Origin of the sequence: Halovalidus salilacus, assembly GCF_031852275.1 — an archaeon.
GTDB classification, from domain to species: Archaea; Halobacteriota; Halobacteria; order Halobacteriales; family Natrialbaceae; genus Halovalidus; species Halovalidus salilacus.
Genome location: NZ_CP134700.1, coordinates 311,237 through 331,655, shown reverse-complemented (window position 1 = coordinate 331,655; position 20,419 = coordinate 311,237). Strand labels below are relative to the sequence as shown.

The following is a 20,419-nucleotide window of genomic DNA, read 5'->3' as shown; positions in this document are numbered from 1 at the left end:
ACTCGTCCGATTCAGTCGTCCGCGGTTACTCCCTCTCGCTCCCGTTCGTGCTCGAGGCCCGGAATCCCCTGGACCCCCATCGAGGCCAGTTCGCGCTTGAGCGCGGACTCGTCCTCGACGTTCTGGGAGAGCTCCATCGCCTGCGCGAAGTTCTTCACCAGGCCACAGTTGGGACCCTCCGGGGTCTCGGAGGGACAGATGCGCCCCCACTGGGTCGCGTGCAGGTCCCGCGCCTCGAAGTGCGGTTGCGAGCGCGAGAGCGGCGAGCGCAGGCGGCGCAGGTGGCTGAGCACGCCCATGAAGTCCGTTCGGTCCACCAGCTGGGAGACGCCCGAGCGGCCCCCGACCCAGTTGCCCGTCGCGATCGGGTGCTCCAGGCGCTCGGTCAGGACGTCGGATCGGACGACCGTGTTGACCGAGAGGTTCCGGTTGCGCATGTTCGCGCGCTCGAGCTGGTACTTGACGTCCCGGGCCAGCTTGTTGAGCGCGGTCCTGAACAGGTCCTTCATCAGGTCGCCGCTGACCTTCAGGCGCTTGTTCGCGTAGTGGTCCTTGTCGTCGGCCTCGCGCCGCTCTAGCGCGAGTTCGAAGCAGGCCTCGGCCATCCGGCAGAGGTAGTGAGCCTTGTTGATCCGGACGTCCTCCTCGGGCACGCCGTCCTCGTGGAGGTGGGGCAGGAGGTAGCGGTCGATCACGTAGTTAGCGCGCTTGAGCTGGTAGTTCTTGCCCTGCCCGGAGGCGACGCGCTTCCCGAGCGCTTCGATGGCCTCCTCCTCGGTCTGGACCTCCGCCTCCTCCAGATTCTCGAGCATGTACTTGACGACCTCGGGGTCGTTGGAGACCTTGTGGACGATCTCCTCGTCGGACTCGAGACCCAACGCGCGCACGAGCGTGACGAAGTTGATCGAGCCCGACACCGAGGGGAACGAGACCTCGAGGAGGCCGTTTCGGGTGCGCTCACAGAGCACGAGGGCGCGGTAGCCCCGGCGCTGGCTGAAGGTCTTGGCGACCTGGATCTCGTCGCCGTACTTGGTGTCGTACTCGGCGAGGATCTTGTTCGGCGCCAGGTCCTCCGAGGTCATCAGCACGCGCTCGGAGCCGTTGACGATGAAGTAGCCGCCGGGGTCGGCGGGGTCCTCCCCGATCTCGATCAGTTCCTCGTCGGAGAAGCCGGCGATGTTACACTTCTCGGAGCCGACCATGATCGGCATCCGGCCGATCTTGGTCTCGGTGGAGTCGACGACCCGCTCGTCGCCCTCCTCGCCCTTGACGATCGACATCTCCATGAAGACCGGCGCGGAGTAGGTGATGTTCCGCAGGCGGGCCTCCTGGGGGTAGAGCAACTCCTCGGAGCCGTCGGCCTCCCGAACGCGGGGGGTGACGACGCGGACGTCCCCGAGTTCGACGTAGACCGGCTCTTCGCCCTCCTTGTCGCCGATGTCCGTGTCGATCGTCGCCTTCTCGTCGACGACCTCCTGCATCCCGCGGTTCAGGAACGCGTTGAACGATCGGTAGTGGTGTTCTGCGAGCCTGTCCCGCGAGAAGTATTCGCGCGAGATCTCTCGTCGGCTGGCGCGGTCGAGTTCTGATGACATTTATTCCACCACGAGTCGATAGACCACTGCTTGTTCGGTTGTGCGCGAGTTCCGGACGATTTTGATGACGTCGCCGATCTCCGCCTCGTCGGGAAGGGCAGGATCGGTTCGCTTGATTTTCGGTAAGTCGGTGCGGTCGATGTGGTATTCGGAGAGCACCTCCTCGAGGTCCTCCTCCTCGAGAACGGTGTGCTCCGGAACCAGTTCGTGTTGGCTTACGTCTACCATGTGTTGTGCTGGGCTAGGGGGAGAGAAACGGCTGTCACGAGATACTACAGAGACGTATCGGGGGAAACCATTTAACGGTTTCTAACTGCGGGCGAAAAGCGCGGCTAACCGGTCGGGCGAACCTGACCGGAGCAGTCGTTCACACTGGGTGATACCCCACTCTCAGTTATATCCCTTGCGGGTCCTGTCACTCGAGGGCACAATCGCCGGATCGGACGGTCTCGTGCTCCGTCCCGGCCTACCACACGGCCCCCAATTGGAAAGCCTTAATACCCACTCCCGGCAACGATGAGTTGCAGCAAGCCCGGGTGGTGTAGTGGCCCATCATACGACCCTGTCACGGTCGTGACGCGGGTTCAAATCCCGCCTCGGGCGTATTCTTCCGCGAACAACTTCGACGAGCACCGCGAAGCGTGTGCTCGCCACTCGTGAGCGGAAAATTCCACACGACGGGATTTGAACACAAGCAGTCGCACTGCCCGGAACGGCCGAACGAAGTGAGGCCGCATGCCCGGAACGTCTGCGCACGGGTTCAAATCCCGCCTCGGGCGTTTTTCAAACTTCCAGTCAGTGAGCAACCGGCATCGCCGGTTGCGAACATCCTGAAGTGGGAAAACGACAACGAAGGATTTGAATCAGGGAGCAGCTTCGCTGCGACCGTGGTTCAAATCCCGCCTCGCGCGCTTTCTCAAAATCCAACGTTGTGAGCGACGTAGGCGGCGAAGAACACGATGAAAGCCCTCGTCGCCCTTTCATTCCGCCAGGGGCCTGCCCTCCCCCGTTGAGCGAACGCTCCGCGTTCGCGATGCTCGGAAGGCGCAAAGCGTCTTCGGTTGGGTCACGCGGCCCGCGCTATGGCGCGGGCACGCGCTCCCGGCCACGGAGGTATGATTGGTAAGTCGCGTACGTCGCGGCTGTCCTCGAGAAGCCGCTCGAGCGCCGATCTGAGAACCCGAATCGCCGCAACTCACCTCGAGCGGTCGTCGCCCTCGGACGGTTCCTCGTCGATGTCGATGTGGCGAACGCTCTCGCGCGGTTCGGTGCGGTCTCGGTCCGAGCGTTCGCTTCCGCCCCCGCCACCGCCGACCGGAATCTTGGTTCTGAGGTCGGAGGCGAACGACTGGACCTGATCGACTACCGTCTGCACCTCCGTCTCGAACTGCTCGACCGACCGTTCGACGTAGTGGACCCGCTGGGCGGGGATCCGTCGAACGATGTCGTTCCCTTGCTCGTCCTCGTCGGTCTTGATGATCCAGTGGTCCTGAAAGTACGCGATGTGCTCGTTCGGCACCGTCTTCTCGACCGTCTCGTCCGGTTCGTCGTAGACGATCGTCGCCTCGCCGAGGTCCCGCTCGAGTTCGAGGTCTTCGTCGACCATACTGAAACGTACGCGCGCGACCCGGGTAATGGGCGTGCCGGAAACCGCAGGGATTCGGGGAACACCTATACGGCCGTGAGTGAAACGGGTTCGGCATGACGGACGAACTGGATCGATTCACATCGAGGCGGTCGACGGTGTACGGGAACGGCGGGATGGTCGCGACGAGCCAGCCGCTGGCGGCCGAAGCGGGGCTCTCGATCCTCCGGGAGGGCGGCAACGCGTTCGACGCGGCCGTCGCGACGGCGGCGGCGCTGAACGTCGTCGAACCGACCTCGACGGGGCTCGGCGGGGACGTCTTCGCGCTCTACCGGACGGCCGACGGCGACGTGGGGGCGATGCGGTCCTGCGGCGGGGCGCCGGCCGAGGCGACGATCGAAAACGTTCGACGAGCGATCGAGGACGACCCGAACCGCGCCGCGTACTACCCCGAATCGAGGGGGTACGCAGTCGACGCGGGTGCGACGGGGGAGGACCTCGAGATGCCGTTTCTCGGCCCGCACGCGGTGACCGTCCCCGGAACGGCCCGCGGGTGGGAGGTGACGGTGGAGGAACTCGGGCGGTTGACGCTCGCCGAGGCGCTCGAGCCCGCGATCCGGTACGCGACCGAGGGGTACCCCGTCTCGCCGGTGATCGCCCACCACTGGCAGAAGGCGACCGACCTGTTCACGGACGACCACGCCCGCGAGGCGTTTCTCTTCGACGGCGAGGGGCCCGATCCGGGGCAGACGGTCGCGTTACCCCGACTCGGCGAGTCGCTTCGGACGATCGCCGAGGACGGCGCCGACGTCGTCTACGAGGGGGAGATCGCCGAGGCGATCGCCGACGAGGTGCGGTCGAACGGCGGCTTCTTGACCGTCGACGACCTCGCCGCGTTCGAACCCGAGTTCGTCGACCCGGTCAGCACGACCTACAACGGCGCCGAAGTATACGAGCTACCGCCGAACAACCAGGGGCTGATCGCGCTCGAGGCGCTGAACATCGCCGAGGAGATCGGCGCGGGCGACCACCCCTACGACTCGCCCGAACGGGTTCACGCCTTCGCGGAGGCGACGAAACTCGCGTTCGTCGACGGGCACCGCTACGTCGCCGATCCCGAGTACGAGGAGATCCCGCCGCTGGCGTCGAAGGCCTACGCTCGAGCGCGCGCGGCGGAGATCGGAGAGACGGCCATCCGAAACCCCGCGGTCGGCGTTCCGAACGCGAACGCGGAGGACGCCGACACCGTCTTGCTGACCGTTGGCGATAACGAGGGGAACCTCGTCTCGTACATCAACTCACGATTCGCCGGGTTCGGCAGCGGACTGGTCGCCGGCGAGACCGGCATCGCCCTCCAGAACCGCGGGGCGTCGTTCTCGCTCGACCCGGACCATCCGAACAGCCTCGAGCCGGGGAAGCGCCCGTTCCACACGCTCGTCCCCGCCGTGGCTCGGTTCGACGAGGACGACTGGGCGGCGTTCGGCGTGATGGGCGGCTACATGCAACCCCAGGGCCACGTGCAGGTGATCTCGAACGTCGTCGACTACGGGATGAGACCGCAGGCGGCCCTGGACGCCCCGCGGTGGCGGTACCGCGAGGAGGGGACGCTGGCGGTCGAGGAACGGCTGCCGAACCAGACGGCGCTCGCGCGGCGCGGACACGACGTTCGCGTCCTCCCGCCGGTCACGTTCGGCGGCGCGCAGCTGGTCCGACGGCGCGACGGGACGCTCTCGGGCGGGACGGAGCCGCGGAAGGACGGGACCGTCGCCGCCTTCTGAGTCCGACCGTCGACGCGCGACCGCGAGCGCGACCTCGTTGCCCCGTGCGACCGCGTTGCACCCGTCTTCCCACCGCCGTTCGGACGAGATCTCTCGTGGCTGTGAGAACCGTTTTCTCTGGAAGAATAGAACGTCGATCTTCGAAAAATCGGCGCCTCGATCCCCAATTCACGGCGTTCTCGGTCGAGCGTGTGTCTGTCTCTCGAGAGGAGATCTATTACACAACCGTTATACGTGTGGCGTGAATCTCTCGAATTGCAATGGCGAAAGGCAACGTTGATTTCTTCAACGACACAGGCGGCTACGGTTTCATTTCGACGGACGACGCGGACGAGGACGTTTTCTTCCACATGGAAGACGTCGGCGGCCCGGACCTCGAAGAAGGCACAGAGATCGAATTCGACATCGAACAGGCCCCCAAGGGCCCCCGCGCGACCAACGTCAACCGCCTGTAATACGGCCTTCAGCGTTCAGTAACACGGTTTTCGACCAATCATTCTTCGAACACTGCCGAACCGCGAGCGACGCGCATCGCCCGAGTACGTGTGACGACGGAGCGCACGAGACTCGAGTCACGGCGCGGACGCGAACTCGAGCGAACGCTACCGTTACCGCTGGCGCCTCGCGAAGCGGCGACGCCGACCGACGGCTGACCGCGCTCGCACAAGGTATATTCGCGTCGCGACCCGACCGTCACGGAGACAGCAATGAGCGATCTCGACGACCTCGACACCTACGGCCAGCCCAACGACCTCGACGTGGTCGGGCAGGCCCCGCGAGAACCTCAGGGCGAGTCGGACCAGACAACCGCCGACTACGAGGTCTGGAAGTTCGACTCCGACACGTCCGATTACGTTCCGGACACGTTCGTCGTCGCGCGCGATCCTGAGCCACTCGACTTCCGGATGTGGGTCTTCACGGCCGTCAACAACGTCTCGAAGTTCACGATGCGGGCGTCGCACAAGTACTCCCCCGAAGAACAACGGCGACACGCCCATGACGACTGTTGCGAGGTGCTGCTCGACGGCCACTCGCTCGCGGCCGAACACTGCCCCGAGGAGGTCGCCGAACTCGTCACCCTCGTCACCGGTTCGCAGGTCATCTACCCGGGCAACGAACTGGACCCCGACCGCGGTCGCGGCGAGGACGGGCCGATCAGCTACTGATCGATCCGACCGCTTCCTCCCCTGTTCGCTTCCTCACCGCGGATCGTACGCCGCGTCGAAGAACCGCGCCTCGAGGTCGACCGTTCGCTCGAACGCGATATACCGATCGTCGCCCTCGAGAAACGCGTAGTCGTCGGCGATGTACCGGCGGAAGGTGCCGTCCTCGAGAGTCCCCTCGCGGTACTCCTCGACGAACCGGTGGCGCGTGGCGTCCGTCCAGCGTGGCTCGCTGCGCCCTTTGAGCCACGCGCTGAACCGATCTTCGTCGGCGTCGTCGAACGTCGCCGATTCGGAGCGGGTCGGTTCGGTCACCGGCTCACACTTCCCACTCCTCGTGCGTGTAGCACATCTCCCAGAAGGCGTGCTCGAGGCGGGCGCTCGAGCGGAACGCCTCGCGCATGGCTTCGCTCTCGCCGGGGAACTGCTCGCCGCAGCGGTCGACGAGTTCAGTCATCCACGCCACGGCCTCCTCGAACTTCTCGCTGGTGTACTTCTCGATGAACGGCGTGTAGCGGTGCTCCCCCTCGGCGAGCTCGGCCATGTGCTCCGCGACGTCGAGGTAGCCCTGTCCACAGGGGTAGATCGCCGCCGCGATCTCGGCGATCGAGCCCTCGTGGGCCGTCCGGACGAGGAAGTTCGTGTAGGCGACGCAGGTCGGCGCCTTCTCGACCGACTCGAGGTCATCGACGGAGATGCCGTAGTCGACGGCGAACTCCCGGTGGAGGTCCATCTCGAAGTCGAGGATCGTGTGGGCGACGTCCATCATGTGGGTCATCGTCGCCTCGTCCCGGGCCTTCGTCGCACCGAGCGCGAACACGCGCGCGTAATCGAGGAGATATCGGTAGTCCTGTTCGACCCAGTGACGGAACGCCTCGGGATCCAACTCGCCCGTCGCTAGTTCGGTGACGAACGGGTGTTCGAACTGCGCGTTCCAGATGTCGGTGCCTTCCTCGAGGAGTTCGTCGCTGAACGCCATACGCGAACCGTCGACCTCGACCGCGATATAACTAGTGAATACAACTTAGTTATCGCACGGATAAAATTCGAGGTGAGCAGAACGTACCCCAGGGTCGACGGCGACGGCGCGGTTCGGCACGGGCACTCGAACGGGACCGTCGAGTCGCGTCGGGTTCGGTGCGTCGCGCCGAGAGACCCGCTCTTCGACGGTCTACCGGACCACCGATCCTCGACGTCACGGCCACCTCGCTTCGCTACCGGTGGCAGGGGCGATCGGCGTCGACTCGCGTCTGCGGTTACGCGGTCGACGCGAACACGTTCGACCGACCGCTCGAGTTAGAGGACCAGCATCTCGAATAGTGGCTCGCCGGTCAGCAGGAGGATCACGTTGTTGCTCGCACAGACGGCGTACACGAGAACCGCGCCGAGGACGAACAGGGCGTCGAACGGTTTGGACAAGTAGTGTCCGAGGAAGACCACGACACCCGCGTAGATGCTTCCTGCGAGGGCGACGCCGGGGAGTCCGATCGCTTGGTAAAAGTGAGTCGTCACCGGATTCAATTCGGTAGCGTACGGAACGAGGAAGAGAAAGCACGTCGCGACGAGATCGGTGAGCCAGAAGATCCCAAACGAGATGCGAATCGGCGGAGTTGCCGGACGATCTACCGCTACTCCGCGAGTCTCTGTTAGCACCATGGCTTCGTTCGCGCGTTCGGTACAGACGGTATTAGGGCTACCGAAACCGGAGGTCTCGAGGGTTAATTCGCGTGAATTCTAAGAAATCGAACGGTTAACGCTGGCGCAGTTTGTTCGGAGTTCGGTCGGGTACTGCAACTCGCTCCGGGCGTCCGCCTTTACACTGTTCGAATTAGGGTATCGGAGAACGGTTTCGATACCTGCGACCGGTGAAAACGGGTTCTTAGCCGTCGCTTTTCTCGAGTCAATGGCGTCGTTATTCGCGGTTCCGGGAAAGACCGTTACGTCAGAGTCATCAGGAATCGGTTCGTTTCTCCCTGCTAGAGGACGGCGAAGTTCCTCAAAGGCACGTACCAGGAAGACATCCGCGGGTCTACCCAGTGCGAAACCCGGATACGTCGTCTACGAAGCCCCCACGTCATCGGTGAGTCGTCCCTCGACGAACGCTGCGAAGTCTGCGGTGAACGCATCGACCTCGTCCCAGTCCGTGTACTCGTAGTCCCGCGACGTGTCCACGTCACCGGTGGCGTCCCTGGCGATCCGCTTGAGCATCAACCGCTTGAGGAACCCGTACTTCGAGTACCGAAGCGCACCGCCGAACATGCCGATCTTGTCAGGATGCCACCCCGAGTCTTCGAGGAGTTCGTCCGCGTATCGCGCCGCTTCAGCCCGTCGATCGGGGTCGTCAACCGCCGACGACAACGAAACCTGGAAGAACGCCGTCGGCAGTACGTTCAGCTCATCCCGGTTCGTCCCGACGAACTCGGCGACTGCGGGGTGATGCTTTCCAATATGAATCGAAGAGCCGACGAGAATGGCGTCAAAGGCATCCAGTTCGATGTCGTCGGAGATCTCCTCGACGTCCACGGTGGTGACGTCGTGGCCACGGTCTGTGAAGGTCGCCGTAATTCGGTCTGCGACCTTCGCGGTCTGGCCTTCACCGGTTCCGAACAGCACGAGAACTGACACCATATCGTCGTCTACGGGTTCGCTCTCCGTAAAGTGCGTCCCAGAACGGGGGTGGACACTGCGATCCAGCCAGACACCTATTGAGGTTCGTATGATTCGTCGGATTGTTCGTCTCGGTGGGATGCCTCGAGTCGTGTCCCGAGGTCGATCTACCCCGCCAGTACGGACGGGAACGCGCAGTAATGTCCGGTCGTGAACGCCGAGGTGGAGACGATCGCCGGTACCAGGGGCTCGCCTCCGTTTCCGAACCAGAGACGAGTTTCACGGTCCGTCGCTCGAACGTCGACTGTTCGAGGCGACCGTGTCCACCCCCGGACTGTAGAAGTGAACCGGCTCGGTATCAGGTGGCTCAAACCCGTTGGCTCGAAAGAGGGTGTTCTCCTCGATCTCGACTTCGACGTCGAAGAGCGGCCACGGGTCGTGTTGAATCTCGGCGTGACGTATCCGCCCGTTCTGGTCTTCCGTGTAGTACCGGTACCGCTCAGTGAGGAACCAGGTGAGTGTCCCCGGTTCAGCGGAGAACTGCCCGTCGTCCGGTCTGTAGGCCGCTTCGAAATGGACCGGTCGCTCGCCGGGATGGCGACGACGGCTCGTAAAGCGGACTCCGCCGGATTCCTGCTCGAGGTCGATACGCGCGTAATAGTAGGGGAGATGATGGAAGAGTCGAGCGCCGAGTACCGCCAGAATCCCCTGCGCATCGAGACTGAAAAAGTACACGCCGGGTGTCTCGTCGTGCCGCACGTAGGTTCGGAGATTGAGTTCGGGTACGGGAAGACCAATCGCGGACGGGAAGATTCGAGGTCGCACGTCCACGTTCGTGAACGGGATAACGGAAAGCCACGCCGCCCCATCGTAGGTGTCGAGCGAAAGCGCCTCCGGGAGATGTGACTCTACGATTCGGGGGCTTGTCGGCCAGTTTGCGAAGAGGACGTGCCGCCACCCCATCTGAAGCGAAACAACCATCTCACTGCGTTCATATAACGACTGAAACTATACTGTGTTGGTCCACGGAGGCCAGTCAATCGCCCTGCGTTCCCGCGTGCAGAATCCGATACCGACTGGTGACACCGAATACGAATCGGGGATCGCCGTCGGAATATCGAAGACGAGGGATACAATGATAACATTCTACGATCTCGGTGGTTCAAAACCGTGCAGCGTTTGGATGGGCCCTGACGGGACTGGACTTTCGCGTCGTCGCTACGTTCGTGAAGTCGTGGATCATGGTTACAAATCGGGTAAGTAGTCGCGTCGCTGTTCTGCCTTCTCGCGGTCGTTACGGCGGTCGTAGTGGCGATCGAGGATATCGTCACTCGCGTCGAGGCGATCACCGACGACTCGGCGGGGAACATCGTCCCGTCGATACGCGGTGACACGGCCACTCCGGACGTCGTGGGGAGACCTCGAGGACGGGCACGTACTCGCTTTCGCGTAGTACGTCGCGTCGCACTCCTCTGGGTCGCGATCGTGCGGGCACTCGGCGCCGCGCCAGCACGGCCGGGTCATCCCGTACATCGTATCTCGGATGGTCGAAATGGCCGGCCGGCCAGATTTCGTCGTCAGCAGCGGAGCGCGTCCGTGGTCGTCGGTGACGTTCTCTCGAGGACCGTTGATGTAGTCCTCGAGAACGCCGGCCACGTGACCGCTGATCGCGTTCCACCGCTCGCCCTTCTCCCCTTTCTTCAACGGCGTACCCGTCTCCGGTCGGTGAACGAACTGGAGTCCGGGTTTGTCCGTCTCGAGGTCGCAATCATCGAGATCCAGGGCGCGAATCCCACCGGCTCGAGCGCCGGTGTGCCACAGCAGCAGGAGCGTCACGTGCTTCCTCGAGGCGTAGTGATGGAGTTCCAGGTAGTCCAGGATCTCCACGGCGCGGTCTGGCTCGAGCGTCGAGTCGCTAACGCCCTCGCTCGCCGAGACCGTCGGGAGGGGAACCTTCGTAAAGAGGTCCTCCGGAACGGCGTCGATGTCGGCGCAGAACCGAAGGAACGCGCGAAGCGTCGCGAGTTGGCCACGGAGGGTGATCGTCGTCACTTCGTTCCGTCCCTCGCCGTTCCCCTCGCGTCGCCAGACGCGGTAGGCGTAGAGGTCACGTCCGGTGAGTTCGTTCAGGTTCTCGATGCCCTCCTCGTCACACCACTGTTCGAACGCCTCGAGGCGGTAGACGTGGGACGGCAGGGTTTGCTCGCTGAGTTCGTCCCGTCGGCCTTCGATGTACATCTCGATGGCCTGTCGGGGAGCGATCGGCTCCAGGGAGCCCATCACCGACCTCCGGCTTCGCGATCGCGCTCGCGAGCGCGTTCGTACTCGGCGGCGATCGCCGACGCGCAGCTCGAGCAGACGTACCCCTCGGGGGTGATCGTCTCGGCCTCGTCGGTGCACGTCGGTGTGTCGCACTCGCCGACGCGGGCGCGCTGGGGCTCAAGGCTCATCGCCTCACCCCGCGAATTTCGAATTTATTACAGTATCCGGTACGCTGATGGTGACCGCGTGTTTCTCTCGTCATGGTCTCACCGTTGTGGGACCGCGGACTCACCGCGCGCGCCGTGGCCTGGACAGCGAGGCGCGCGCGGTTGCTGTCCGTCGGTAATTTGTAACGAGTGCATCCCGCTCTCTTAGTGCTTCGCGGGTCGTTTCCGGTACTTCCGAAAAGTCGAACTCGTCCGCTATTCGCGTCGAACGTCGGCCCACAGCCCACGTCCGGCCAGTGCTGTCTATCGGGGGCTTTATCCCCCGTTGCATCGAGCGATTTCATGCTTCCGTACCACATCTACGGAGGCCAGGCGGGCCGGTGCCCCAAACACCGGGTCCGCGATTTTCGAGGACCCGACCGGGCAGCGGCGGGTCCGTCCGGCTTCCGTCACGGCTACGGAAACGTCACATCCACTTATACTTTAGCGTATATACGCTACAATAGTAGCACGTATGGGCTATCGCATAAGGAAACCAACCGGAGTTAAACAGCGCCGATGGGACCCGGTAACTGAATGCGCCCACGGCCGGAGTGGATGAGTCTGAAAGACGGTCTGATTCTCGAGTTCCTCGAGAACCACGACCTGGAGCTTCCGCCGAAGCCGCTCTATCGGAATCTCAACCGCCACGGGCACAAAATCGGGTACTCGACGGTGCGTCAACGGCTCGATCTCCTCGAGGAGAAGGGACTTCTCGAGAAAGACGACGACGGCGGGTACTACTCGATCTCGGACTGTGGGCGCGCGTATCTCGCGGGCGAACTCGAGGCGGACGATTTGGAGTAGGCGAAACCCGTCGGCACTTCTACGGTGCGAGTCCGAGGCTTCGAGCCGCGGCCGCAGAAATCGTGATCGTCTCCTCGCCGGACGTCACCCGCTCGCCGGCGACGTCCTCGATGAGCGCCGCGAGTTCGTCTCGATATTCGCGCGGGCGTCTCTCGTTGATCTGTACGGAGTCGCTGGTTGCGTCCGGATACGATCGATTCGCCAGGTAACACTGAACGAATAGTTCACGGGTATCGTCCGGTGCGTCCTCGAGGTACGCGGGGAGTGCGATGTCTTCGAGTGTCGATTTCTTTCCTCGAGGCGCTCCCAGGACCGACAGTACACGACCTAGGAGTGCAGAGTGTTCGGCGGGGCGAACTCGCGGCGCCGCGTTATCGCGGTCGTCAGCGGCTTCGTGGAGCTCGTCGACGCCGACCAACTCGAGAGCGTCGAGTACGTGCGACCGATACCCGCGTTCGTTCAACACGAAATACGGTTCCCAGCGATCCGCTGGAATGTACCCACCCGAAAAGACGTTCGCGACGAGCGCGTTCATGCCCTGGAACGTCGCATCGTCGTACTCGAGGTTCAGCCACCCGAGGTCGTCGGCCGTATCGATCGCCGTCCGGGCGATCGGCGTGCGACCGTCGTCGACCCACGAGCGCGCCCGGCCCATCGAGATCTCGAGGGCGTTCGCGACGGCTACCGAACCCTTCTCCGGGTGGCGGGCGGAGTAGTCAACAACGCGCTCGTACTGTTGGAGCGCGCGCCACGTGTCGTCGTAGGGCGAACCGTCGAGCGTCGCGGCCAGTTCGCGCGCCGTGACGAACGGTTCCGAACCTGTCATCGATGGATTCTCACACTCCTTGCGCATCAATCTCTAGTCTTCGGGCATGAGGTCGAAAATCGACAGACGGCACAATTTCAAGGCGACGCTGGAAACGTTCTATTTGGGCCCAGTTATCAGATTTGAAAGTGTTTCAGTTTGGGCGAGTTTCACGTTCGGGTACCTTTATTACCGTTGGCTAAAGTGGGTACTATCGAACGCGGGAAAGTGGTAGAAGGTGACGGCGGTTGGTGGGTGGAGCCCCCCCGTCGGTTTAAGACTCGTTCGCGGGTACGATAAGCCTTCTGTCGCTTTTCAAGCGTCCCAAAAATAACCATGCAATGGACTAAGAAGTTAATCGGAAGCGAAGAGGAACGTGCGGTAAGTCCCGTGATCGGCGTGATTTTGATGGTTGCCATTACGGTGATTCTGGCGGCCGTGATCGCTGCATTCGTACTTGATATGGGTGACAGTATGGGTAGCGGGAATGTGAACGCAGTTGCAGAGGCTGAAACTGATAGTGGTGGATATAATGCAACGATCAGCGTATCTAAGATGGGGAACGCTGATGGTGTCGCTGTAGTCAATAGTGATGGAGAAGTTGTTTCCAATAACTCGGATGATATTCTCACTGCTACTGGCCAAGAAACCACACTTGATGGTGTGGGTACTGGAGATGCTGACAAAGGTGAGTTAGCCAAAGAAGGTAGTTACAAAGTCTATGCGTTCCAGGGAGATCTTGACGATGTTGAAGGCGGGGAAACACTTAGCGAAGTGACGGAGAGTTCGTCGGAAGTAGCTAGCTTCGAGACCGAGAACTAAGAACCAACCTTACTTCCTATCTTCGATCGGTAAACAGGGCTACTCTTGATCATCAAACGAGTATTTTGACCCGTCAAAAGTTTATTTCACTAACGAGCTCGAGTTTCCACTCCCCATCGTCGACGTGGCGGATGTGGACGTGGTGGTCTCCCTCGAGTTTCCCGTTCTCGTCGAGAAGTCCCTCAACGCGCATGTCGTCTTTCGGGAGCGTAATCCCGATCGAATCGGCATCCAGCTGGCGGAGTTTGTTCAACGCCATAATCGGCGGGCAACCCCCCATCTCTTAAAAGTTGGTGACTATCGGGATTCCTTAGGGATTCCGGTGGTATTCCGAATACTCTCACCGGGGCGGGTTGCGCGCTCGAGCGTTGCACATGGCAACTGCAAATCCACTCAGCAGCATGAAGAACCACGAGGGCGTCGACCTCATTGACGCCCTTCTCGCACCGTTGTTTACCGCGTCTACGCTCGTCATGGCCGGAATCGGCACCATCGGGATTGACGCCCCGATCGAGTTCTACCTGAGCGACGTGCTCTACTCGGCGAGCGGGACGGAAATCAACTGGGCGTTCGTCTTCACCATGTCGACGCTCGCCGTCGCCTGGATCAGCAACGAGGCGCGCGACTGGTCCGACTTCAGCCAGGAACAGGCCGCTGTCGTCGGTGGCATGTTCTTGCTGAACCTCTTCGCGGCGATCGTCCCGGCGGTGGCCGACGCACTCTCGGCGTACTGGTACGCTGGCCTGCTGCTCGTGTCGCTGAACGCGGCGGGCTACTACCTGATCGCCTACTACTGAGGTATCCGAAAATGAGTTTTTCAGACACCACAAAGGCAGTTCTCGGCATAGCGTTGCTGACCATCCTGCTCGCCTCGTTCCTCGCGATCGGGACGGCGGCGGCGGACAACGAGGAGCTGGCGAACGAGTCGGTGACGTTCGACAACGAGTCGAACGTGACCGTCTCGGTCGACTGGAACGAGTCGATCGACGACGTGGACAACGCAAGCGCCGACGTCTCGGTCTACAACGGGACGGAGTACGACGACGACCCGGCGAACGCGACGGAGGTGCTGACCGACGAAATCGACGCTGAGGAGAACGAGACGACGGAGACGGAGTACACCGAAGACGACGACCTCGAGGACGGTGAGGAGTACCGCGTGCTCGTCGACGCCGACGACACCGAAGCTGACGACGTGACGATTGACGACGGGTCAGTTGGTGGCGGCGGGTGGTTCGGCGGCGACGGCTCGAACGAGGGTGGCTCGGCGATCGCGGGGCTGGCGATCATCACCCTGGCGATCGGAGCCGCCTGGAAGATCAAGGGGGACGACCGATGAGTTCGGCCCAAAGCCCACAGCCGGACGTCCCGGACCCGGCGAAGCGCCGAACGCTCCAGCGGATCGGCGTGGGGGCGGGAACCGTGCTCACGCTCGGCGCTGGCTCGCAGGCCGTCCCGCGCTACTCGCCGGTCGCCCGCGCACAAGCAGACCGCACGATCATCAGCCCGTCGACACCCGCTGGTGTCGGCTGGGTAGTTCGTGCTGTGGACGCCCTGACGGCGGACGAACCGCCGGAGGGGCTGACTGCCGACGCGCTCCACGAACAGACCTACCAAACGGTAGTCAAGCGTGAGAGCAACAATAAATCCACGTTCGTCGACAACCGGAATATTGTCGAAACGGGATTCGAGGAGTCGCTGTACAGCGAGGGCAAGATAGCGGCGATCGAGGCGTTGAACGACCAGGAGTCGGAAGGTGATGTTGAAGACGCTGCGCTCGAGGCCATGGAGGACTCTGCGACGACGGTCCAAAAGAACTTCCTCAAGTCGTGGAATGAGTCTCTGAGCGAACTGGATTCGCTTGGTGCTGCGCTCAACGACCACGAGGACCTCGATCACAAGGACGCGCTGCGTCTGGAGTTCCAGGACAGCACAGGCAACACCTACGAAACACCCGTCGAGAAAGACGCCGAGTCGTACGAACTGGCCGACGGCTCGTCGTTCGACTTACACAAGGTATACGTTGAGGGCTACGAGGACGAGTATATCACGCCGGTCGAGATGACGGCAGAGGAAGATATCCACGTACAAGCGTCCAATCCCGAAGATGACGAATGGCTCGACTATCTGATCTACGAGGACTGGAATGATATCCTGACGCTCCTCGAGGACACCGTTGACGACGTACGTGACGGTCTTATCACGTGGGTTGAAGGCGTGTACGACGACGTGCAGGCAGGTGATCTCGACACCAATGAGCTACTGACGCCTCGGGAAATGGCCGAAATGTCGTCTGAAGACGGGGTAAACCAGGCAATGGCTGACTTGATGGCACTTAACATCCCGGCCGACCTGGAGCGCGAGGCGACGATCTCGATCGACAAAGGCGACTACGAGGCAGAACTGTCGGGCACGATCGCGGCAACGTCGGAAGACGAGACGATCGAAAGCGGAGAAACGTATGATCCGGAGGACGACCTCGACGGCGACGTGTACTTCACTTACGATCTGAATGGAGAAGGCGAATGGTTCGAATATGACGCCGAAAAGGGCGTCGACGGCGGCGAAGTCGATTTCACCGCCGAACCGCTCGATGACGTTACCTATCAGATCGTTACTGAAGACGACGAGACCGCAGAGGTCACTCGAGACGACTTCAAGGCCTACGACAGTGATGATGAGGAGTTGGACGAACTCGACGATACCGATGCTGATTACTGGCGCGTGGACGTTAAGGACGACCTCGAGAACGCGGTAGTCGATATCAAGCGCATCGACCTCCGCACGGAGGGCGACGAAACGCAGTATGAAACGACTCTCCTCACGGACAAGTTCACCGTCGAGAGAATCGAGAATGAGGACGGTGAGGAAGAAGATTCGTTGGATTTCGAGCGGTCTGAACCCCAGGACGATGAAAACTACATCTCCGAGGACGAATGGAAGGAGATGGAGGATCGAAACGAACGCCTGATTGAAAAGTACGAAGAGGCGAAAGAGGAAGACGAGGCTCTGATCGGTCCGGGATTCGGAGATACAGTCGACGAAGTGAAAGACAGTATCGTTGGGCTGGCGATCATCGGCGGCGTACTCCTCGTGATGGTCTCAGTGGTGGTCGACAAAATCCCGTTCATCGGAGGAAAGTAGGACATGCGCCGGATTTTCACGTTTTCTCTCGTGGTAGCGATAGTCTTCACGATGGGCATGGGCGGCGCGATCGCAGCGGCCGACCCGGTGGCCGCACAGGAAGACGACGCCGACCGAGACGAGCTCGAGGACGACACCGAGAACGAGAGCGGCCAGGACGACGCCGAGCAGCAGAGTTCCGACGACTACGACCAGCCGATCGACAACGAGACGCGCATCGTCGGCTGGGAATACGATTCAGGTAAGTTCACCCTCGAGATCGAGGCGGACGAGTCGACGCGCATCGCGATGACCGAGGCGGGTAGCTTCGAGGAGGGGACGAGTTCGTTCAACTACGACGAGAAGCGGATTCCCGAGGGGATGACGACCGTCACGTTCACCGTCGCCGATCGAGACGGCGCCGCGGTCGCCCTCAGTACGCGCGCGTCGCTCGAGATGGGAACCGGCGCGATGGTCTCGACGGGCGGAGACGGCGAGAAGGACCCGTTCAAGCACTTCGGCGGGACCTCCGGGCTGTTCTCCGGCATCGGCCTGTCGACGCTGCTGGCGTTTCTCGCGGGCGCCTACGTCATCAGATCGGAGAAATCAGGAGTGATCGAAGCATGAGGTTCGGCAATTGGAAGGATCGGTTCGCGTACCTGCTCGCCGAGGCGCAACTGCTCGTCATCGGCGTGATGTTCAGTATCGGCGTTCTCATCATGTGGTTCCGGCCCCAATTCCCCGGAATCCCGCCCATCGTCCACGGGTGGTTCGCGGCGCTCATGCTGTTCGGCCCGCCGCTGTTCGGCCTGTTCGTCACGGGCGCGCGGAAGCTCCGGCAGCGGAATATGGTCGAGGTCTACCACATCAACGGCGTCGACGACGTCCGGAAAAAGTACTACGTCGAGCCGGGCGTGTGGAGCGAGAAGACCGTCGAGGGGCCGTCTCCGTACCGTGTGAACGACGAAGGCTCGTTCGAGGTACGGGAGTTCGATTGGTACCCCGACCAGGGCGAAGACGGGACGCTCATCGTCACCGGCTGCTACTTCAGCCAGCTCTCCGACTCGAAACTCGTCACGGTGAAGGCCATGCTCGAGGACATCCACGGCCAGCTGATCGAGACGGCGATCGCCTACAACAAGCTCCGCGGACGGATCAGTCGGATGGGCGTCGAGATCGAGCGCGACGTCGTGAACTTCCAGGCGGAGGCCGACGAGCGTGGGCTAATGGGCCGGAAGACGGCCGTGAAGGAACGCTTCGAGGCAGCCGAGACGGACGCGAAGGAGTGGGACAGCGACGAAATCAAAGACCTCGGAGAGTACGAACACGACTACGATCCGGTCGCGAATCCGGAGGGAATCACGCTCGAGCCGGGCGCGGCCGACCCAGCGACCGCAGCAACCGACGGAGGAAAGTCCGAATGACCGACGAACAGGAGCTATTCACCGCCGCGACGTTTCGCGAGCACCAGGACGGCCACCAGGACCGCGAGAACCGCGAGGTGCTCCCCCACGGCGCGATCATCCGAGACGAGCAGATCGAACGCGCCATGTCCATCCGGGCGATTCACTACGACCCGCTCCAGGCCGATCGCCCCGACCTCATGCCCGCGTCGTCGAGAGACCTCGAGAAACACCGTCACATTCAGTTAATCGAGGGGACGCGCGTCGCCCGTGAGGCGATGGAAAACGGCGACATGGCCACCATCAAGCACCTCACGGGCGATACGAACCAGCGGGCGGACATCAGCGGCATCAACGCAATCGGCAACGTCGACGACCTCGTGACTGGCCCCGCGTCGATCATCTACATCTATGCCGAGCCTGGCAGCGGCAAGACCGACTTCGCCTGTCTCCTCGGCCAACGCTGGGCGCACTTCCAACCCGAACGCGCACGCGTCGCGAGTAACATCCGGTCGCTCGAGGAGACGACGCCCTGGGAGGACGGCGCCGGACGGCTTCGCGACGGGTGGATCAGCAACTACGGCGCGCTCGACGAGTGGATCAAGGTCGACGGCGAGCCCACGGAGAACGAGCAGGTTCCGAAGCTGTTCATCTTCGACGAGGCGTCCTCTCACGCCGCGGGTGGCGGTGCACAGGGCTACGAGACACGTCAGAAGATGGGACCGCTCGTGTACAAAATCCGCAAGTACGGCGGGTCGCTCATCATCATCGGCCACGACGGTGGCGACGTCCACCCGATGGTTCGCGAGCAGGCGAAAGTCGTCCACAAAGAGGGGCTGAAAGAGGCGACAATCTACGACTCAATTCGGAATCGGAAACCGCAAGGAAAGATCGCCTCAATCTCCGGCATTCCGCCGACAGACTGGCGTTTCGACACCCTCGAGGCAACGGCGTGGAGTTGGCACGATCTCCGCCAGGAGGACGGCGAGGACCCGCCGGACGAACAGGAGGTCGTCGAGAAGACGGCGCTGTACACCACGATTCGGGCGAAAGAGGCAGGGCTGTCCAACCGGCAAGTGGCGAAATTCGTCCCGTGGAGCCGCGAGACGGTCAGAAAACGGTGGAACGAGTATCGAGAGAACGGGATGCACGCGGACGCGGTTGCCAGCGTCGAGGCGACGATCGCATGACGCCGCGACGATGGCACGCTGGCAGCGGCAGGCGACCCCCAGCAGGTATGGGCGGCGAGTCCCGCCAGGGACGAGCCGCCCGGCGGCCCATCGGCGCGATCGCCTCGAGGCACCCGGCGGAGGAGTCGATATATAACACGCGCGAGGCGCACGCATGAACCGGTCGAAGCGAGCGAATCACTTCGGGACGATCTGCGAGAAGCGGATGGCGAGAAAGCGGCGGTTCCACCTCGAGCGCAGCTCGTGGCACGACGCGCGATTCCAGAACGGGACACCCGTCGAGATTAAGAGCACTATGCTCGAGCACAGCGACGGCCAGCCGGGCAACTTCAAAGTCTATCGAGCGTATCACGAGAAGCTCCGGCGAGCGGACGGGTGGTACTGTTTCGTGGTCTACCGACCACACGGACGCTCCGGCTGCACGATCGTCCGGGACAAGATGGTGAAGGCGGCGAATCTTCCCTTGCTTCGGTGGCACGGCGGCGGCGATCATCGCGGAACGCAACAGGCGAAAATTCCAATCAATGCAATTTTCTGAGTCTCGAGTTCCGTAAAACGGTGCGCGGGTGGAAAGGGGGATGTGAGTTCCGGCCTAAAGCAGGGGTCTGGCCGGCACTCAAGTATCGGAGACAACTACTAATAATAGCTTTTGTCGCGGAAGTATAGCATGGGTTCCAAAGCAAATGAGCTACGTCAATTTCCGACACAAATCAATTAATCGTCAATATTAAGCGAGTCCGATGCTGAGGGGCGGATGCGGGGGAGTGTAGTCTTCAGCTATCGGGGGTGAAGGCGACCGCTGCGACACCACCACGACGACATTCGCAACTCATCTCTTCCCCGTTCCAACGTCGATCACCTTTCTTGGAGCAACTACGGTGGGACGATAGCGGTGATCACCCCAGTATCCAGTATACAAAAAGTCCGATCAATACAATTTTCCGAAACTGTTGGCTGAAACATTAGCGAACGTAAACATATACCGTGGCGTTCAAGGCATTCGTCTCCGGAGTCTAAAACGGGCTAGGAATTGGAAACCACCATCCACCACCTATCTCCTAGCCCATCCCATC

The 20,419-nt window shown here is 62.0% G+C and carries 24 protein-coding genes and 1 tRNA gene; 13 read left to right on the top strand and 12 right to left on the bottom strand.

The features are described 5' to 3' along the window. Positions 1-11 precede the first annotated feature (11 nt). Together RJT68_RS01685 and RJT68_RS01680 are read right to left on the bottom strand one after the other, a co-directional pair. Complete coding sequence (locus RJT68_RS01685) at positions 12-1,595, bottom strand: DNA-directed RNA polymerase subunit B'' (RefSeq protein ID WP_407038652.1); 1,584 nt, start codon at positions 1,593-1,595, stop codon at positions 12-14. Next, positions 1,596-1,823: a DNA-directed RNA polymerase subunit H gene (locus RJT68_RS01680; RefSeq protein WP_407038651.1), complete on the bottom strand. Its 228-nt coding sequence runs from the start codon at positions 1,821-1,823 to the stop codon at positions 1,596-1,598. It lies immediately after the preceding gene. 302 nt (positions 1,824-2,125) lie between these two features. Here RJT68_RS01680 and RJT68_RS01675 point away from each other — a divergent pair. Next, positions 2,126-2,198: transfer RNA gene (locus RJT68_RS01675), tRNA-Asp, on the top strand. Positions 2,199-2,790: 592 nt separating this feature from the next. On the opposite strand, the gene RJT68_RS01670 is transcribed toward RJT68_RS01675, so the two are convergent. Further along, complete coding sequence (locus RJT68_RS01670; RefSeq protein ID WP_407038650.1) at positions 2,791-3,201, bottom strand: hypothetical protein; 411 nt, start codon at positions 3,199-3,201, stop codon at positions 2,791-2,793. A gap of 95 nt (positions 3,202-3,296) precedes the next feature. Between RJT68_RS01670 and RJT68_RS01665 the strand changes: the two genes are divergently transcribed. From RJT68_RS01665 to RJT68_RS01655, 3 genes are all read left to right on the top strand, one after another. Next, entirely contained in the window at positions 3,297-4,958 is a 1,662-nt protein-coding gene (locus tag RJT68_RS01665; protein WP_407038649.1) for a gamma-glutamyltransferase family protein, read from the top strand. Between the two features lie 260 nt (positions 4,959-5,218). Then, positions 5,219-5,413, top strand: a complete 195-nt coding sequence (locus RJT68_RS01660; RefSeq protein ID WP_407038648.1) for a cold-shock protein — start codon at positions 5,219-5,221, stop codon at positions 5,411-5,413. 252 nt (positions 5,414-5,665) lie between these two features. After that, positions 5,666-6,124, top strand: coding sequence for a hypothetical protein (locus tag RJT68_RS01655; protein ID WP_407038647.1), 459 nt, complete (start codon positions 5,666-5,668; stop codon positions 6,122-6,124). A 33-nt stretch (positions 6,125-6,157) separates the two neighbouring features. Here the strand turns inward: RJT68_RS01655 and RJT68_RS01650 are convergent, their stop codons facing one another. The 7 genes from RJT68_RS01650 to RJT68_RS01620 form a co-directional block, all read right to left on the bottom strand. Beyond that, the gene (locus RJT68_RS01650; protein ID WP_407038646.1) at positions 6,158-6,436 is read right to left on the bottom strand and encodes a thiaminase II/PqqC family protein; all 279 of its coding nucleotides are present in this window, start codon (positions 6,434-6,436) and stop codon (positions 6,158-6,160) included. 4 nt (positions 6,437-6,440) lie between these two features. Further along, positions 6,441-7,100: a thiaminase II gene (gene tenA / locus RJT68_RS01645; protein WP_407038645.1), complete on the bottom strand. Its 660-nt coding sequence runs from the start codon at positions 7,098-7,100 to the stop codon at positions 6,441-6,443. A gap of 317 nt (positions 7,101-7,417) precedes the next feature. Next, on the bottom strand, positions 7,418-7,633 hold the full coding sequence (locus tag RJT68_RS01640; protein ID WP_407038644.1) for a hypothetical protein: 216 nt from the start codon (positions 7,631-7,633) through the stop codon (positions 7,418-7,420). A 546-nt stretch (positions 7,634-8,179) separates the two neighbouring features. Then, the gene (locus RJT68_RS01635; RefSeq protein WP_407038643.1) at positions 8,180-8,749 is read right to left on the bottom strand and encodes a flavodoxin domain-containing protein; all 570 of its coding nucleotides are present in this window, start codon (positions 8,747-8,749) and stop codon (positions 8,180-8,182) included. Between the two features lie 258 nt (positions 8,750-9,007). Beyond that, positions 9,008-9,709: a YqjF family protein gene (locus tag RJT68_RS01630; RefSeq protein WP_407038642.1), complete on the bottom strand. Its 702-nt coding sequence runs from the start codon at positions 9,707-9,709 to the stop codon at positions 9,008-9,010. 264 nt (positions 9,710-9,973) lie between these two features. After that, positions 9,974-11,008, bottom strand: coding sequence for a tyrosine-type recombinase/integrase (locus tag RJT68_RS01625; protein WP_407038641.1), 1,035 nt, complete (start codon positions 11,006-11,008; stop codon positions 9,974-9,976). Next, positions 11,008-11,178 (bottom strand): hypothetical protein, encoded by a 171-nt coding sequence (locus tag RJT68_RS01620; RefSeq protein ID WP_407038640.1) that lies wholly within the window; start codon positions 11,176-11,178, stop codon positions 11,008-11,010. The genes RJT68_RS01625 and RJT68_RS01620 overlap by 1 nt, the downstream gene beginning before the upstream one ends. Before the next feature lie 576 nt (positions 11,179-11,754). On the opposite strand from RJT68_RS01620, the gene RJT68_RS01615 reads away from it, so the two are divergent. After that, positions 11,755-12,003, top strand: a complete 249-nt coding sequence (locus tag RJT68_RS01615; protein ID WP_407038639.1) for a winged-helix domain-containing protein — start codon at positions 11,755-11,757, stop codon at positions 12,001-12,003. 19 nt (positions 12,004-12,022) lie between these two features. On the opposite strand, the gene RJT68_RS01610 is transcribed toward RJT68_RS01615, so the two are convergent. Further along, positions 12,023-12,829 (bottom strand): hypothetical protein, encoded by an 807-nt coding sequence (locus RJT68_RS01610; RefSeq protein ID WP_407038638.1) that lies wholly within the window; start codon positions 12,827-12,829, stop codon positions 12,023-12,025. 315 nt (positions 12,830-13,144) lie between these two features. Here RJT68_RS01610 and RJT68_RS01605 point away from each other — a divergent pair, with 315 nt between their 5' ends. Beyond that, positions 13,145-13,630, top strand: a complete 486-nt coding sequence (locus RJT68_RS01605; RefSeq protein WP_407038637.1) for a type IV pilin — start codon at positions 13,145-13,147, stop codon at positions 13,628-13,630. A gap of 73 nt (positions 13,631-13,703) precedes the next feature. Here the strand turns inward: RJT68_RS01605 and RJT68_RS01600 are convergent, their stop codons facing one another. Next, positions 13,704-13,889 carry a hypothetical protein gene (locus RJT68_RS01600; RefSeq protein WP_407038636.1) on the bottom strand — a complete coding sequence of 62 codons (186 nt, stop codon included), beginning with the start codon at positions 13,887-13,889 and terminating at the stop codon, positions 13,704-13,706. 115 nt (positions 13,890-14,004) lie between these two features. On the opposite strand from RJT68_RS01600, the gene RJT68_RS01595 reads away from it, so the two are divergent. The 7 genes from RJT68_RS01595 to RJT68_RS01565 all read left to right on the top strand — a co-directional run bounded on the left by RJT68_RS01595 (position 14,005) and on the right by RJT68_RS01565 (position 19,884). Next, positions 14,005-14,427 carry a hypothetical protein gene (locus RJT68_RS01595; protein WP_407038635.1) on the top strand — a complete coding sequence of 141 codons (423 nt, stop codon included), beginning with the start codon at positions 14,005-14,007 and terminating at the stop codon, positions 14,425-14,427. An 11-nt stretch (positions 14,428-14,438) separates the two neighbouring features. Then, complete coding sequence (locus RJT68_RS01590) at positions 14,439-14,969, top strand: PGF-CTERM sorting domain-containing protein (protein ID WP_407038634.1); 531 nt, start codon at positions 14,439-14,441, stop codon at positions 14,967-14,969. Next, on the top strand, positions 14,966-16,774 hold the full coding sequence (locus RJT68_RS01585) for a putative sodium/potassium/calcium exchanger (protein WP_407038633.1): 1,809 nt from the start codon (positions 14,966-14,968) through the stop codon (positions 16,772-16,774). Before RJT68_RS01590 ends, RJT68_RS01585 begins: the two co-directional genes overlap by 4 nt. 30 nt (positions 16,775-16,804) lie before the next feature. Then, positions 16,805-17,380, top strand: coding sequence for a hypothetical protein (locus tag RJT68_RS01580; protein ID WP_407038632.1), 576 nt, complete (start codon positions 16,805-16,807; stop codon positions 17,378-17,380). Continuing rightward, positions 17,377-18,177 (top strand): hypothetical protein, encoded by an 801-nt coding sequence (locus RJT68_RS01575; RefSeq protein WP_407038631.1) that lies wholly within the window; start codon positions 17,377-17,379, stop codon positions 18,175-18,177. The genes RJT68_RS01580 and RJT68_RS01575 overlap by 4 nt, the downstream gene beginning before the upstream one ends. Beyond that, positions 18,174-19,346, top strand: coding sequence for a hypothetical protein (locus RJT68_RS01570; RefSeq protein WP_407038630.1), 1,173 nt, complete (start codon positions 18,174-18,176; stop codon positions 19,344-19,346). The genes RJT68_RS01575 and RJT68_RS01570 overlap by 4 nt, the downstream gene beginning before the upstream one ends. 154 nt (positions 19,347-19,500) lie before the next feature. Beyond that, complete coding sequence (locus RJT68_RS01565; RefSeq protein WP_407038629.1) at positions 19,501-19,884, top strand: hypothetical protein; 384 nt, start codon at positions 19,501-19,503, stop codon at positions 19,882-19,884. The last annotated feature ends 535 nt before the right edge of the window (positions 19,885-20,419 follow it).